Annotated in this window: 1 protein-coding gene; it reads right to left on the bottom strand. The window is 64.5% G+C overall.

The genetic code is table 11. The annotated features are described in order from the left end of the window. Positions 1–159 precede the first annotated feature (159 nt). On the bottom strand, positions 160–17,613 hold the full coding sequence (locus QEZ52_RS11805; protein WP_406644549.1) for a VCBS domain-containing protein: 17,454 nt from the start codon (positions 17,611–17,613) through the stop codon (positions 160–162). Between the last annotated feature and the right edge of the window lie 6 nt (positions 17,614–17,619).

The raw sequence follows: 17,619 nt of genomic DNA on the forward strand, positions 1-17,619 counted from the left end.
AAACACCTTCCAGTTCCACAAACAACGTCTCGCCAAGCTGCCGGGTCGAAGATCATGGTGGCAATTCCTCGGCACCTGCCACCCTGCCGCTTGGTCTGGCAAAATGTTGCGACACATCCGCCCCAGTTCGCGATACGAGCATTACAATCTGGCCGCAATCTAACCTGAATTGGTTGAAGGGTCGTCGTCTTCCGGCAATGGAACAAGCGGCTCATCCACCGGCAGGTCGACTTCTTCACGGCCGGTTGCGGTTTGCGAATTCCAATCCTCTGAATGCGTCGTATCATCCATCGTCGTTGGATCCACCATGGGATCATCGACCGGCACAACCGCATCTACTCCGAGTGCCACGGTGTATGGATTGGCCAGTTCGGCCCCCTCTTGCTCGACCAGAACGTCGGAATCTATGTTTGCCCCAACTGCGTTAAGATAAACGTTCATCGGATCGCTGTGATGGGGAGGAGCTACTTCTTGGCCAGAGTGCTCCTCGGAGGCCTCAAATCCTTTGCTGTGATGCACATCGAAATCGTCAGCGCTGCCTGCTCCTGCGGCGAAGGACGCATCAATGACGTCGGTTGATCCCGGCGCGTCGGCTGATAGGTCTTGAGGATCTGCGTCAAGCGTGATTTCGACAACTGGCCCCTCATCGCTCGGGGCATCGTGTCGCGGCGGCTGGACCGGAACGATATTGATCCCGAGCAGGGTGGTTGAATCCACGTGGTGACCACTGTTGCCATGAGTGCTTTGAACATCAATGTTGACCTCCACATCTGCATCCGAGGTATGCGTTCCATGCTGAAGGATATGGAAGGTATCTGTGTGATGACCGGATGTCGCTGCGCTGCCCCCTTGTTTGATGACACCGGATTGCGATCGGTAATGGTATTCGAAATGGCCGGTCGTTGGGTCGATAGTCAACGTGCCGTACTGACCTTGCAAGGACAGAACACCCTGACCGCCACCGTTGTCGATCGTCCAACCGCCCGCGCTTCCTGTCAGGATTCCGGACAGATGTGTCGTTCCCGCTCCATGAACCTGTGTTGCCGTCGGAGGGACAAACGCCAACGCAGTCACGTCAAGTGTCGCGGTCGCTGAACTGTTCGCATGTCCGTCAGTTACCGAAATGGTCACCGGAACGTCGGTATGTCCAGCGCCAGCCGCTGGCGTGAAAATCCAGTTACTGCCAGATTGATGGAAGCTCCCGTATTGGGGATCAACCTGCACGTTCGAGATCGAAAGTTGATCGCTCGTATCCACATCGGTTGCATGGACTGCCGCCAGCAAATCGCTGGCTGACAGCGACCTACCAGCCCCGGGCTGCGTTGCACCAAGGTCACCAGCATGCACGACGGGGCCATCATTGCTACCTGTGACCGTAATCACCAGGTTCTCGGTGTCCGTCGCCCCCGCGCTGTCCGTCACAGTGACAGGAACCGTCACCTGCTGCGTCGCTCCTGCCGCGAGATGCTGATAGGCCGCGTCGGTCGGATCAAAGGTCCAGCTGCCATCCGCGTTCAGAGCAAAGCCCGCAGGAGCGGCCTGACCCAGAGAGTACTGCTGGCTGTCGCCCGTATCCACATCGGTGGCCGACATCTTACCCGACACAGCCGAGCCGTCCTCCGTCGCAGACGCCGTCGCCGCACTCAGAACCGGCGCGTCGTTTGTCCCGTGAATGGTGATCTGGATCTGGTGCGTCGTGCCATCTTTGGTGGAAACAGTGACCGTATCAACCAGCGTGTCTCCATCTTTCAACGCTTGAATGCGCGGATTGTTGTTGTCGCCATCATAGAACCAGTGGCCCTGTGGGTCGATCGTCAGGAAAGAATTGCCTCCAAGGCTGGTCGGATAACTCCCACGCATTGGCGCGCCTACAAAAACAGCTTCGCCGGAGTCGGGGTCGGTGACAGTCAATTGCCCCTGCGTTTGCAACCATTGCATGCCGCTCTTGTGGTCCTCCGTCACAGACCCTGTGTCGACGCCACCAATCACAGCGGCGTCCCCAACAGCGGCCAGCGTGAGCGATGCAGTTTGTGCTACGCTACCGCCATGACCGTCTGTAACGGAGTAGCTGAGCTGTACCGGACCATTATAATTTGCATCCGGCGTAAAGGTGTATCCGGTCGTCGCATCGCCGGTGATCGTGCCGTGACTGGCCGATAGGCCTGTCACCGCAAGCTGATCCCCTGTGTCGATATCCGTGGCCTGTGCCAGAAGCTGTGCCGCTGTGATCTGAACCGAATGGTCCTCAGTACCGCCGGGAAGGCTGACCGGACCACTCACAACCGGACCATCATTGCTGCCGGTGACCGTAATCACCAGGTTCTCGGTGTCCGTCGCCCCCGCGCTGTCCGTCACAGTGACAGGAACCGTCACCTGTTGCGTCGCGCCCGCGGCGAGGTGCTGGTAGGCCGCATCCGTGGGATCGAAGCTCCAGGAGCCGTCGGTGCCCAGGGTGAAGCCGGGTACGGGGTTGGCCGGGGCAAAGCTGAGCGTATCGCCGGTATCCACATCCGTGGCCGACATCTGACCCGTCACGGACTGGCCGTCTTCCGTCGCCGAGGCCGTCGCTGCGCTCAGAACAGGCGCGTCATTCGTGCCATGAATCGTGATCTGGATCTGATGCGACGTCCCGTCGGCGGAGCGCACCGTAACCGTGTCGACCAGAGTTTGACCGGCACCAAGCGCCTGAACGCGCGGGTCGTCATTATCGCCATCGTAGATCCACCCTCCTTTTGGTCCGATCACCAGAGAGGCATTGCCCCCAAGACTGGTCGGGTAGCTCCCGCGCATGGGGAACATCACGAAGCGGGCCTCCCCCGTGTCCGGGTCGGCGATTGTCAGCTGGCCCCGGGTCTGTAACCACTGCATGCCCATAACATTGACATCCTCGGTGACATCGCCGGTATCGACTCCCCCGATCACCGCGGCATCGCCGGTTGCGGCAAGCGTCAAGGCGGCCGTTTGAGAGACTGTTCCGCCATGGCCGTCGGTGACCTGGTAGCTCAGGCTGACCGGGCCGTTGTAGTTCGGGTCCGGCGTGAAGGTGAAACCGTGTGCGGCGTCGCCGGATATGCTGCCATGGCTTGCGCTCAGGCCGGCCACCGAGAGCGTGTCGCCGGTGTCGATGTCGGTGGCATGTTCCAGGAGCTGCGCCGCGGTGATCTGCACCGAATGGTCCTCAGTACCGCCGGGAAGGCTGACCGGACCACTCACAACCGGACCATCATTGCTGCCGGTGACCGTAATCACCAGGTTCTCGGTGTCCGTCGCCCCCGCGCTGTCCGTCACAGTGACAGGAACCGTCACCTGTTGCGTCGCGCCCGCGGCGAGGTGCTGGTAGGCCGCATCCGTGGGATCGAAGCTCCAGGAGCCGTCGGTGCCCAGGGTGAAGCCGGGTACGGGGTTGGCCGGGGCAAAGCTGAGCGTATCGCCGGTATCCACATCCGTGGCCGACATCTGACCCGTCACGGACTGGCCGTCTTCCGTCGCCGAGGCCGTCGCTGCGCTCAGAACAGGCGCGTCATTCGTGCCATGAATCGTGATCTGGATCTGATGCGACGTCCCGTCGGCGGAGCGCACCGTAACCGTGTCGACCAGAGTTTGACCGGCACCAAGCGCCTGAACGCGCGGGTCGTCATTATCGCCATCGTAGATCCACCCTCCTTTTGGTCCGATCACCAGAGAGGCATTGCCCCCAAGACTGGTCGGGTAGCTCCCGCGCATGGGGAACATCACGAAGCGGGCCTCCCCCGTGTCCGGGTCGGCGATTGTCAGCTGGCCCCGGGTCTGTAACCACTGCATGCCCATAACATTGACATCCTCGGTGACATCGCCGGTATCGACTCCCCCGATCACCGCGGCATCGCCGGTTGCGGCAAGCGTCAAGGCGGCCGTTTGAGAGACTGTTCCGCCATGGCCGTCGGTGACCTGGTAGCTCAGGCTGACCGGGCCGTTGTAGTTCGGGTCCGGCGTGAAGGTGAAACCGTGTGCGGCGTCGCCGGATATGCTGCCATGGCTTGCGCTCAGGCCGGCCACCGAGAGCGTGTCGCCGGTGTCGATGTCGGTGGCATGTTCCAGGAGCTGCGCCGCGGTGATCTGCACCGAATGGTCCTCAGTACCGCCGGGAAGGCTGACCGGACCACTCACAACCGGACCATCATTGCTGCCGGTGACCGTAATCACCAGGTTCTCGGTGTCCGTCGCCCCCGCGCTGTCCGTCACAGTGACAGGAACCGTCACCTGTTGCGTCGCGCCCGCGGCGAGGTGCTGGTAGGCCGCATCCGTGGGATCGAAGCTCCAGGAGCCGTCGGTGCCCAGGGTGAAGCCGGGTACGGGGTTGGCCGGGGCAAAGCTGAGCGTATCGCCGGTATCCACATCCGTGGCCGACATCTGACCCGTCACGGACTGGCCGTCTTCCGTCGCCGAGGCCGTCGCTGCGCTCAGAACAGGCGCGTCATTCGTGCCATGAATCGTGATCTGGATCTGATGCGACGTCCCGTCGGCGGAGCGCACCGTAACCGTGTCGACCAGAGTTTGACCGGCACCAAGCGCCTGAACGCGCGGGTCGTCATTATCGCCATCGTAGATCCACCCTCCTTTTGGTCCGATCACCAGAGAGGCATTGCCCCCAAGACTGGTCGGGTAGCTCCCGCGCATGGGGAACATCACGAAGCGGGCCTCCCCCGTGTCCGGGTCGGCGATTGTCAGCTGGCCCCGGGTCTGTAACCACTGCATGCCCATAACATTGACATCCTCGGTGACATCGCCGGTATCGACTCCCCCGATCACCGCGGCATCGCCGGTTGCGGCAAGCGTCAAGGCGGCCGTTTGAGAGACTGTTCCGCCATGGCCGTCGGTGACCTGGTAGCTCAGGCTGACCGGGCCGTTGTAGTTCGGGTCCGGCGTGAAGGTGAAACCGTGTGCGGCGTCGCCGGATATGCTGCCATGGCTTGCGCTCAGGCCGGCCACCGAGAGCGTGTCGCCGGTGTCGATGTCGGTGGCATGTTCCAAGAGCTGCGCCGCGGTGATCTGCACCGCCTTGTCCTCGGTGCCGCCCGGAAGCGTGACCGGGCCGCTGACGGCCGGGCCGTCATTGGTGCCTGTCACCGTGATGACGAGGTTCTCGGTATCTGTGGCCCCGGTCTTGTCGGTGACTGTGACCGGGATGGTGAGCTGCTGCGTCGCGCCTGCCGCCAGATGTTGATAGGCCCCATCTGTCGGATCGAAGCTCCAGGAGCCGTCTGCGTTCAGCGTAAATCCGGCAGGGGCGGTCTGCCCGAGAGAATAGGCCAGCGTGTCACCCGTATCCACATCCGTGGCCGACATCTGGCCGGTGACCGAGGACCCGTCCTCGGTTGCTGAGGCCGTCGCAGTACTCAGAACCGGCGCGTCATTCGTCCCGTGGATCGTGATCTGGATCTGGTGCGTCGTGCCGTCTGCGGTGCTCACACGATACGTGGCATGCCCTTCTTCACCGGCGGCGAGACGTTGAACGGCAGCATGAGAGTTGTCCACCGCATAGTGCCAGTTTCCATAGCGGTCCATGTGAAGGCTTCCGCCAAAAGGATCAGAGACCGCATGTTCTCCCCAGATGGAGTAACTGAAGTGGTTCGATGCCGCTCCGTCAGGATCCGAAACGCTCAAGGTGCCACCAACGCTAATCGGATGTGCCGACGACGGTCCTACATTTTTGTCTTCGGTCAAGTCGCCGGTATCCGTGCCGGAAACAACCGCCGGGTCATCCCGGGCGGCCAGCGCGATTGTCGCCTTCTGCGCGACACTTCCACCGTGACCGTCGGTGACGGTGTAGCTCAGGCTGACAGGGCCGTTGTAGTTGGGGTCCGGTGTAAAGGTAAAGCCGTTGGCCGCGTCGCCACTGATCGTGCCGTGGCTGGCCGTCAGGCCGGTGACTGAGAGCTGATCGCCCGTGTCCACATCTGTCGCATGCTCGAGAAGTTGTGCCGCGGTGATCTGCACCGCCTTGTCCTCAGTGCCGCCTGGAAGCGTAACCGGGCCGCTGACGGCCGGGCCGTCGTTTGTTCCGCTCACCGTGACAACAACGGTCTTCTGGCTCTGGGCACCGTGCTCATCAATCACTGCGACGCGGAAGCTTTCGGTGGGTTGATCGGTAGCCGAAAGCTGCTGCGTGGCAGGCAGGCTGTTGTCGAGCGTGTAAGTCCACTGACCTGTGTGGGCATCGATGGCAAATGACCCGTAGTGTCCCTGGGTCGATCCCACCGCGGCCCAATGGAGCCGCGAGCCTGCATCGACATCACTCGCGGACATCGTTCCCGTCGCCCTCGTCGAACTGGCGTCCTCGGTGACGGTGCCCGTTGTCACGGAACTTCCGTCGATCGACGGCACATCATTGGTGCCTTCCACCTTGATCGTCAGATGGCCTGTCGATGTATGTCCATCCGGATCGGTCACCGAGAAGGGGATCGATACTGTGTGCTTCTGCCCCTCCGACAAATACTGATAGGCGCTGTTGGATGCGTCGAAAGTGTAGCTACCGTCCGGCTTCAGAGAAAATCCTGGCACCTGCGCTATGGGCTTGAACACCAGCTGTGCAGTGTCGCCTTTGTCTGCATCATCGGCGCTGATCCTGTCGGTCAGCGGTTTGCCAACCTGACCCGCCAGCGGATGATTGTCCTCGAACACATAGTGTCGGTTGGAATAGATGACGGGTGCATCGCTGGTACCGTGGATCGTGAACACAACCTCCTGGGTCGTGCCGTCGACGCTATCGACGGTGAAACGATCCTGTACCGACTCCCCGTCCTTGAGGTAATCGACGCTGATATTCGGAAGATGATAGTAGTACTTGCCATCTGCGTAGATCTGGAGCGTGCCGCCAAAAGACCCCTGCAACAGCCCGTTCACATCATGCGGCACGAACTGCGACTGCGCCGGGCCATCGGGATCCGTGACATGGAAATGCCCCGTTGCCCCTAGCTCCGCGCCGCTGCCGAAACCAGTTAGGTCCCTGTCCTCTTTGAGTTGAGGAACATTCGCCGTAATCACCGCCGCATCGCTGACGGAGCCGAGCGTCAGGTTGGCGGTTTGCGCGGTGTTTCCACCATGCCCGTCGGTGACGGTGTAGCTGAGGGCGACCGGCCCGTTGTAGTTGGGATCCGGCGTGAAGGTGAAGCCATTGGCCGCGTCGCCCGAGATCACTCCGTGGCTGGCTGTCAGGCCGGTGACCGAGAGCTGATCGCCCGTGTCCACATCTGTGGCATGTTCCAGCAGCTGCGTCGCCGTGATCTGAACCGCTTTGTCCTCCGTGCCGCCGGGCAGCGTGACCGGACCGCTGACGGCAGGCCCGTCATTGGTGCCTGTGACGGTAATCACGAGGTTCTGCGTGTCGGTGTCGGTGCCATCTGTGACGGTGACCGGGATGGTGACCTGTTCGGTCGCGCCTGCCGCGAGGTGCTGATAGGCCGCGTCGGTCGGGTCAAAGCTCCAGGAGCCATCTGCGTTCAGCGCAAATCCCGCAGGGGCCGCCTGGCCGAGTGAATAGGCCAGCGTGTCGCCCGTATCCACATCCGTCGCCGACATCTGTCCCGAGACCGCGCTGCCGTCCTCGGTCGCCGAGGCCGTTGCAGCACTCAGAACAGGCGCGTCATTCGTTCCGTGGATCGTAATCTGGATCTGTTTGGTGGTGCCGTCGACGGTTGAGACGGTGAGGGTGTCGGTGATCTGGTCGCCGGTCTTGAGCGCCTGAACCGCCGGCTGGCCATTGTCGAGCGCATAGCTCCAGGTGCCGTCGGGCTGAACGGTGAAGCTGCCATGGGCACCCGCCGCGCCACTCTGCGGCACGAAGCTCGCCTGGCCCGCATCCGGGTCGGTCACGTCCAGCTTGCCGCCGGTGCTCTGAACCTTGTCCTCGGTCACCGCGCCAACCGCGGTGCCGGAGATCGCCGCCTTGTCATCGGTGCCGTTGATGGTGACGGTGATCTGTTTCGTCGTGCCGTCGAGGCTGGAGACGGTCAGCGTGTCGGTCAGCTGCTCGCCGGATTTCAGCGCCTGAACCGCCGGCTGGCCATTGTCGAGCGCATAGCTCCAGGTGCCGTCGGGCTGAACGGTGAAGCTGCCATGGGCACCCGCCGCGCCACTCTGCGGCACGAAGCTCGCCTGGCCCGCATCCGGGTCGGTCACGTCCAGCTTGCCGCCGGTGCTCTGAACCTTGTCCTCGGTCACCGCGCCAACCGCGGTGCCGGAGATCGCCGCCTTGTCATCGGTGCCGTTGATGGTGACGGTGATCTGTTTCGTCGTGCCGTCGAGGCTGGAGACGGTCAGCGTGTCGGTCAGCTGCTCGCCGGATTTCAGCGCCTGAACCGCCGGCTGGCCATTGTCGAGCGCATAGCTCCAGGTGCCGTCGGGCTGAACGGTGAAGCTGCCATGGGCACCCGCCGCGCCACTCTGCGGCACGAAGCTCGCCTGGCCCGCATCCGGGTCGGTCACGTCCAGCTTGCCGCCGGTGCTCTGAACCTTGTCCTCGGTCACCGCGCCAACCGCGGTGCCGGAGATCGCCGCCTTGTCATCGGTGCCGTTGATGGTGACGGTGATCTGTTTCGTCGTGCCGTCGAGGCTGGAGACGGTCAGCGTGTCGGTCAGCTGCTCGCCGGATTTCAGCGCCTGAACCGCCGGCTGGCCATTGTCGAGCGCATAGCTCCAGGTGCCGTCGGGCTGAACGGTGAAGCTGCCATGGGCACCCGCCGCGCCACTCTGCGGCACGAAGCTCGCCTGGCCCGCATCCGGGTCGGTCACGTCCAGCTTGCCGCCGGTGCTCTGAACCTTGTCCTCGGTCACCGCGCCAACCGCGGTGCCGGAGATCGCCGCCTTGTCATCGGTGCCGTTGATGGTGACGGTGATCTGTTTCGTCGTGCCGTCGAGGCTGGAGACGGTCAGCGTGTCGGTCAGCTGCTCGCCGGATTTCAGCGCCTGAACCGCCGGCTGGCCATTGTCGAGCGCATAGCTCCAGGTGCCGTCGGGCTGAACGGTGAAGCTGCCATGGGCACCCGCCGCGCCACTCTGCGGCACGAAGCTCGCCTGGCCCGCATCCGGGTCGGTCACGTCCAGCTTGCCGCCGGTGCTCTGAACCTTGTCCTCGGTCACCGCGCCAACCGCGGTGCCGGAGATCGCCGCCTTGTCATCGGTGCCGTTGATGGTGACGGTGATCTGTTTCGTCGTGCCGTCGAGGCTGGAGACGGTCAGCGTGTCGGTCAGCTGCTCGCCGGATTTCAGCGCCTGAACCGCGGGCTGGCCATTGTCGAGCGCGTAGCTCCAGGTGCCATCGGGCTGGACAGTGAAGCTGCCATGGGCCCCCGCCGCGCCGGTCTGCGGCACGAACTGCGCCTGGCCCGCATCCGGGTCGGTCACATCCAGCTTGCCGCCGGTGCTCTGAACCTTGTCCTCGGTCACCGCGCCAACCGCGGTGCCGGAGATCGCCGCCTTGTCATCGGTGCCGTTGATGGTGACGGTGATCTGTTTCGTCGTGCCGTCGAGGCTGGAGACGGTCAGCGTGTCGGTCAGCTGCTCGCCGGATTTCAGCGCCTGAACCGCCGGCTGGCCATTGTCGAGCGCATAGCTCCAGGTGCCGTCGGGCTGAACGGTGAAGCTGCCATGGGCACCCGCCGCGCCACTCTGCGGCACGAAGCTCGCCTGGCCCGCATCCGGGTCGGTCACATCCAGCTTGCCGCCGGTGCTCTGAACCTTGTCCTCGGTCACCGCGCCAACCGCGGTGCCGGAGATCGCCGCCTTGTCATCGGTGCCGTTGATGGTGACGGTGATCTGTTTCGTCGTGCCGTCGAGGCTGGAGACGGTCAGCGTGTCGGTCAGCTGCTCGCCGGATTTCAGCGCCTGAACCGCCGGCTGGCCATTGTCGAGCGCATAGCTCCAGGTGCCGTCGGGCTGAACGGTGAAGCTGCCATGGGCACCCGCCGCGCCACTCTGCGGCACGAAGCTCGCCTGGCCCGCATCCGGGTCGGTCACGTCCAGCTTGCCGCCGGTGCTCTGAACCTTGTCCTCGGTCACCGCGCCAACCGCGGTGCCGGAGATCGCCGCCTTGTCATCGGTGCCGTTGATGGTGACGGTGATCTGTTTCGTCGTGCCGTCGAGGCTGGAGACGGTCAGCGTGTCGGTCAGCTGCTCGCCGGATTTCAGCGCCTGAACCGCCGGCTGGCCATTGTCGAGCGCATAGCTCCAGGTGCCGTCGGGCTGAACGGTGAAGCTGCCATGGGCACCCGCCGCGCCACTCTGCGGCACGAAGCTCGCCTGGCCCGCATCCGGGTCGGTCACGTCCAGCTTGCCGCCGGTGCTCTGAACCTTGTCCTCGGTCACCGCGCCAACCGCGGTGCCGGAGATCGCCGCCTTGTCATCGGTGCCGTTGATGGTGACGGTGATCTGTTTCGTCGTGCCGTCGAGGCTGGAGACGGTCAGCGTGTCGGTCAGCTGCTCGCCGGATTTCAGCGCCTGAACCGCCGGCTGGCCATTGTCGAGCGCATAGCTCCAGGTGCCGTCGGGCTGAACGGTGAAGCTGCCATGGGCACCCGCCGCGCCACTCTGCGGCACGAAGCTCGCCTGGCCCGCATCCGGGTCGGTCACGTCCAGCTTGCCGCCGGTGCTCTGAACCTTGTCCTCGGTCACCGCGCCAACCGCGGTGCCGGAGATCGCCGCCTTGTCATCGGTGCCGTTGATGGTGACGGTGATCTGTTTCGTCGTGCCGTCGAGGCTGGAGACGGTCAGCGTGTCGGTCAGCTGCTCGCCGGATTTCAGCGCCTGAACCGCCGGCTGGCCATTGTCGAGCGCATAGCTCCAGGTGCCGTCGGGCTGAACGGTGAAGCTGCCATGGGCACCCGCCGCGCCACTCTGCGGCACGAAGCTCGCCTGGCCCGCATCCGGGTCGGTCACGTCCAGCTTGCCGCCGGTGCTCTGAACCTTGTCCTCGGTCACCGCGCCAACCGCGGTGCCGGAGATCGCCGCCTTGTCATCGGTGCCGTTGATGGTGACGGTGATCTGTTTCGTCGTGCCGTCGAGGCTGGAGACGGTCAGCGTGTCGGTCAGCTGCTCGCCGGATTTCAGCGCCTGAACCGCCGGCTGGCCATTGTCGAGCGCATAGCTCCAGGTGCCGTCGGGCTGAACGGTGAAGCTGCCATGGGCACCCGCCGCGCCACTCTGCGGCACGAAGCTCGCCTGGCCCGCATCCGGGTCGGTCACGTCCAGCTTGCCGCCGGTGCTCTGAACCTTGTCCTCGGTCACCGCGCCAACCGCGGTGCCGGAGATCGCCGCCTTGTCATCGGTGCCGTTGATGGTGACGGTGATCTGTTTCGTCGTGCCGTCGAGGCTGGAGACGGTCAGCGTGTCGGTCAGCTGCTCGCCGGATTTCAGCGCCTGAACCGCCGGCTGGCCATTGTCGAGCGCATAGCTCCAGGTGCCGTCGGGCTGAACGGTGAAGCTGCCATGGGCACCCGCCGCGCCACTCTGCGGCACGAAGCTCGCCTGGCCCGCATCCGGGTCGGTCACGTCCAGCTTGCCGCCGGTGCTCTGAACCTTGTCCTCGGTCACCGCGCCAACCGCGGTGCCGGAGATCGCCGCCTTGTCATCGGTGCCGTTGATGGTGACGGTGATCTGTTTCGTCGTGCCGTCGAGGCTGGAGACGGTCAGCGTGTCGGTCAGCTGCTCGCCGGATTTCAGCGCCTGAACCGCGGGCTGGCCATTGTCGAGCGCATAGCTCCAGGTGCCATCGGGCTGAACGGTGAAGCTGCCATGGGCCCCCGCCGCGCCGGTCTGCGGCACGAACTGCGCCTGGCCCGCATCCGGGTCGGTCACATCCAGCTTGCCGCCGGTGCTCTGAACCTTGTCCTCGGTCACCGCGCCAACCGCGGTGCCGGAGATCGCCGCCTTGTCATCGGTGCCGTTGATGGTGACGGTGATCTGTTTCGTCGTGCCGTCGAGGCTGGAGACGGTCAGCGTGTCGGTCAGCTGCTCGCCGGATTTCAGCGCCTGAACCGCCGGCTGGCCATTGTCGAGCGCATAGCTCCAGGTGCCGTCGGGCTGAACGGTGAAGCTGCCATGGGCACCCGCCGCGCCACTCTGCGGCACGAAGCTCGCCTGGCCCGCATCCGGGTCGGTCACGTCCAGCTTGCCGCCGGTGCTCTGAACCTTGTCCTCGGTCACCGCGCCAACCGCGGTGCCGGAGATCGCCGCCTTGTCATCGGTGCCGTTGATGGTGACGGTGATCTGTTTCGTCGTGCCGTCGAGGCTGGAGACGGTCAGCGTGTCGGTCAGCTGCTCGCCGGATTTCAGCGCCTGAACCGCCGGCTGGCCATTGTCGAGCGCATAGCTCCAGGTGCCGTCGGGCTGAACGGTGAAGCTGCCATGGGCACCCGCCGCGCCACTCTGCGGCACGAAGCTCGCCTGGCCCGCATCCGGGTCGGTCACGTCCAGCTTGCCGCCGGTGCTCTGAACCTTGTCCTCGGTCACCGCGCCAACCGCGGTGCCGGAGATCGCCGCCTTGTCATCGGTGCCGTTGATGGTGACGGTGATCTGTTTCGTCGTGCCGTCGAGGCTGGAGACGGTCAGCGTGTCGGTCAGCTGCTCGCCGGATTTCAGCGCCTGAACCGCGGGCTGGCCATTGTCGAGCGCGTAGCTCCAGGTGCCATCGGGCTGGACAGTGAAGCTGCCATGGGCCCCCGCCGCGCCGGTCTGCGGCACGAACTGCGCCTGGCCCGCATCCGGGTCGGTCACATCCAGCTTGCCGCCGGTGCTCTGAACCTTGTCCTCGGTCACCGCGCCAACCGCGGTGCCGGAGATCGCCGCCTTGTCATCGGTGCCGTTGATGGTGACGGTGATCTGTTTCGTCGTGCCGTCGAGGCTGGAGACGGTCAGCGTGTCGGTCAGCTGCTCGCCGGATTTCAGCGCCTGAACCGCCGGCTGGCCATTGTCGAGCGCATAGCTCCAGGTGCCGTCGGGCTGAACGGTGAAGCTGCCATGGGCACCCGCCGCGCCACTCTGCGGCACGAAGCTCGCCTGGCCCGCATCCGGGTCGGTCACATCCAGCTTGCCGCCGGTGCTCTGAACCTTGTCCTCGGTCACCGCGCCAACCGCGGTGCCGGAGATCGCCGCCTTGTCATCGGTGCCGTTGATGGTGACGGTGATCTGTTTCGTCGTGCCGTCGAGGCTGGAGACGGTCAGCGTGTCGGTCAGCTGCTCGCCGGATTTCAGCGCCTGAACCGCCGGCTGGCCATTGTCGAGCGCATAGCTCCAGGTGCCGTCGGGCTGAACGGTGAAGCTGCCATGGGCACCCGCCGCGCCACTCTGCGGCACGAAGCTCGCCTGGCCCGCATCCGGGTCGGTCACGTCCAGCTTGCCGCCGGTGCTCTGAACCTTGTCCTCGGTCACCGCGCCAACCGCGGTGCCGGAGATCGCCGCCTTGTCATCGGTGCCGTTGATGGTGACGGTGATCTGTTTCGTCGTGCCGTCGAGGCTGGAGACGGTCAGCGTGTCGGTCAGCTGCTCGCCGGATTTCAGCGCCTGAACCGCCGGCTGGCCATTGTCGAGCGCATAGCTCCAGGTGCCGTCGGGCTGAACGGTGAAGCTGCCATGGGCACCCGCCGCGCCACTCTGCGGCACGAAGCTCGCCTGGCCCGCATCCGGGTCGGTCACGTCCAGCTTGCCGCCGGTGCTCTGAACCTTGTCCTCGGTCACCGCGCCAACCGCGGTGCCGGAGATCGCCGCCTTGTCATCGGTGCCGTTGATGGTGACGGTGATCTGTTTCGTCGTGCCGTCGAGGCTGGAGACGGTCAGCGTGTCGGTCAGCTGCTCGCCGGATTTCAGCGCCTGAACCGCCGGCTGGCCATTGTCGAGCGCATAGCTCCAGGTGCCGTCGGGCTGAACGGTGAAGCTGCCATGGGCACCCGCCGCGCCACTCTGCGGCACGAAGCTCGCCTGGCCCGCATCCGGGTCGGTCACGTCCAGCTTGCCGCCGGTGCTCTGAACCTTGTCCTCGGTCACCGCGCCAACCGCGGTGCCGGAGATCGCCGCCTTGTCATCGGTGCCGTTGATGGTGACGGTGATCTGTTTCGTCGTGCCGTCGAGGCTGGAGACGGTCAGCGTGTCGGTCAGCTGCTCGCCGGATTTCAGCGCCTGAACCGCCGGCTGGCCATTGTCGAGCGCATAGCTCCAGGTGCCGTCGGGCTGAACGGTGAAGCTGCCATGGGCACCCGCCGCGCCACTCTGCGGCACGAAGCTCGCCTGGCCCGCATCCGGGTCGGTCACGTCCAGCTTGCCGCCGGTGCTCTGAACCTTGTCCTCGGTCACCGCGCCAACCGCGGTGCCGGAGATCGCCGCCTTGTCATCGGTGCCGTTGATGGTGACGGTGATCTGTTTCGTCGTGCCGTCGAGGCTGGAGACGGTCAGCGTGTCGGTCAGCTGCTCGCCGGATTTCAGCGCCTGAACCGCCGGCTGGCCATTGTCGAGCGCATAGCTCCAGGTGCCGTCGGGCTGAACGGTGAAGCTGCCATGGGCACCCGCCGCGCCACTCTGCGGCACGAAGCTCGCCTGGCCCGCATCCGGGTCGGTCACGTCCAGCTTGCCGCCGGTGCTCTGAACCTTGTCCTCGGTCACCGCGCCAACCGCGGTGCCGGAGATCGCCGCCTTGTCATCGGTGCCGTTGATGGTGACGGTGATCTGTTTCGTCGTGCCGTCGAGGCTGGAGACGGTCAGCGTGTCGGTCAGCTGCTCGCCGGATTTCAGCGCCTGAACCGCCGGCTGGCCATTGTCGAGCGCATAGCTCCAGGTGCCGTCGGGCTGAACGGTGAAGCTGCCATGGGCACCCGCCGCGCCACTCTGCGGCACGAAGCTCGCCTGGCCCGCATCCGGGTCGGTCACGTCCAGCTTGCCGCCGGTGCTCTGAACCTTGTCCTCGGTCACCGCGCCAACCGCGGTGCCGGAGATCGCCGCCTTGTCATCGGTGCCGTTGATGGTGACGGTGATCTGTTTCGTCGTGCCGTCGAGGCTGGAGACGGTCAGCGTGTCGGTCAGCTGCTCGCCGGATTTCAGCGCCTGAACCGCGGGCTGGCCATTGTCGAGCGCGTAGCTCCAGGTGCCATCGGGCTGGACAGTGAAGCTGCCATGGGCCCCCGCCGCGCCGGTCTGCGGCACGAACTGCGCCTGGCCCGCATCCGGGTCGGTCACGTCCAGCTTGCCGCCGGTGCTCTGAACCTTGTCCTCGGTCACCGCGCCAACCGCGGTGCCGGAGATCGCCGCCTTGTCATCGGTGCCGTTGATGGTGACGGTGATCTGTTTCGTCGTGCCGTCGAGGCTGGAGACGGTCAGCGTGTCGGTCAGCTGCTCGCCGGATTTCAGCGCCTGAACCGCCGGCTGGCCATTGTCGAGCGCATAGCTCCAGGTGCCGTCGGGCTGAACGGTGAAGCTGCCATGGGCACCCGCCGCGCCACTCTGCGGCACGAAGCTCGCCTGGCCCGCATCCGGGTCGGTCACGTCCAGCTTGCCGCCGGTGCTCTGAACCTTGTCCTCGGTCACCGCGCCAACCGCGGTGCCGGAGATCGCCGCCTTGTCATCGGTGCCGTTGATGGTGACGGTGATCTGTTTCGTCGTGCCGTCGAGGCTGGAGACGGTCAGCGTGTCGGTCAGCTGCTCGCCGGATTTCAGCGCCTGAACCGCCGGCTGGCCATTGTCGAGCGCATAGCTCCAGGTGCCGTCGGGCTGAACGGTGAAGCTGCCATGGGCACCCGCCGCGCCACTCTGCGGCACGAAGCTCGCCTGGCCCGCATCCGGGTCGGTCACGTCCAGCTTGCCGCCGGTGCTCTGAACCTTGTCCTCGGTCACCGCGCCAACCGCGGTGCCGGAGATCGCCGCCTTGTCATCGGTGCCGTTGATGGTGACGGTGATCTGTTTCGTCGTGCCGTCGAGGCTGGAGACGGTCAGCGTGTCGGTCAGCTGCTCGCCGGATTTCAGCGCCTGAACCGCCGGCTGGCCATTGTCGAGCGCATAGCTCCAGGTGCCGTCGGGCTGAACGGTGAAGCTGCCATGGGCACCCGCCGCGCCACTCTGCGGCACGAAGCTCGCCTGGCCCGCATCCGGGTCGGTCACGTCCAGCTTGCCGCCGGTGCTCTGAACCTTGTCCTCGGTCACCGCGCCAACCGCGGTGCCGGAGATCGCCGCCTTGTCATCGGTGCCGTTGATGGTGACGGTGATCTGTTTCGTCGTGCCGTCGAGGCTGGAGACGGTCAGCGTGTCGGTCAGCTGCTCGCCGGATTTCAGCGCCTGAACCGCCGGCTGGCCATTGTCGAGCGCATAGCTCCAGGTGCCGTCGGGCTGAACGGTGAAGCTGCCATGGGCACCCGCCGCGCCACTCTGCGGCACGAAGCTCGCCTGGCCCGCATCCGGGTCGGTCACGTCCAGCTTGCCGCCGGTGCTCTGCAGCTTGTCCTCGGTCACAGTGCCCTGTGAAGCCCCGGCAATGGTCGCCCGGTCATCTGTTCCAAATATATTCACAACCAGTTGATGGGACGTTCCATCGACACTGTGCACGGTGAAGGTTTCCTTCGCCACTTGTCCCGAAACGAGCGCCTGAACTGACGGAGCGTTGTTGTCGAGACCGTATTTCCAGTGCCCGGATGCATCGATTTGCAGACGGCCGAAGTTTCCTGTGAGCGAGGTTGCCTGAAAATTTGCTTCACCGGGATCCGGGTCGGTGATCGTCAATGCCCCGGACACTGTCAGGATCCGGTCTTCTGTTGTCGTTCCGGTATCTGTTCCGGCAATCCTGGCGGCGTCGGGCTGCGGCAGCACGTTGAACGGAATCTGCGCTTGTGACGAATGCCCATCGGGTTGAACAACGGTCGCTGTCAGATGTCCCGACCCGAACCAATCGGTGGGTGGAGTCATAGTCAGGTTGATCAGATCGGTGCCGGGAGAGAGAACCCACGTTCCGCCGGGCCCTTGATGGCCGTGGTTCATGCTCGTTCCGGGCGGCAAGCCACCAATTGTCAACGACAGACCATCCGGCTTGTTATTGCCGTTCACCACCGAAATCATTACCGGTAACGGTTCGCCTTCCTTGCCGCCGGGAATGAGGCCTGCAATGGCAGGCCCATTAGGCTGACCGCCTGTAACGATGTGGTTTGGCGCATGTCCCGACGTCGGGCTACCTGTAACCGGTGTAACAGGCGGGATGACTGCATGGCCAACGTTGTGACCGCTGCCCGTGCTGGGCAGAGCATGCGTAAAGGCTGGTTGGCCAGAGCCCAATAGTCCAGAATTAACCGGGGATAAAGGCAACAACCCAGAAGATTGCAGCCAATCCGACCCGGCCTCAGCGCCCGGGCGACCTGGTTCGGAATGCAAATCGGAAACATCTGTGCCCATGTGACGCGCCAAAGCCGGCGCAGAAACCATCAACTGGCGATTGTTAGTGCTTCCGTCACCGTCCGGAACGTCGTCGGGGGAGGCATGAGAGCCTTCTGCAGGAACTTCCGGAAGCTCACTTGTATCCGTTACGACCCAGGCAAAGACCTCTTCGGACATCTCGTCTCGAGGGTCCGAGGTGGACCGGGACGATTGGAGTTTGCTCGGGTTTTGATCGGGCATCGTGTC

Origin of the sequence: Aliisedimentitalea scapharcae (assembly GCF_045277565.1) — a bacterium.
GTDB classification, from domain to species: Bacteria; Pseudomonadota; Alphaproteobacteria; order Rhodobacterales; family Rhodobacteraceae; genus Aliisedimentitalea; species Aliisedimentitalea scapharcae.

Excerpts from the sequence above, each read along its gene's own strand:
- QEZ52_RS11805 (WP_406644549.1), bottom strand. The coding sequence starts at position 17,613 with ATGCCCGATCAAAACCCGAGCAAACTCCAATCGTCCCGGTCCACCTCG.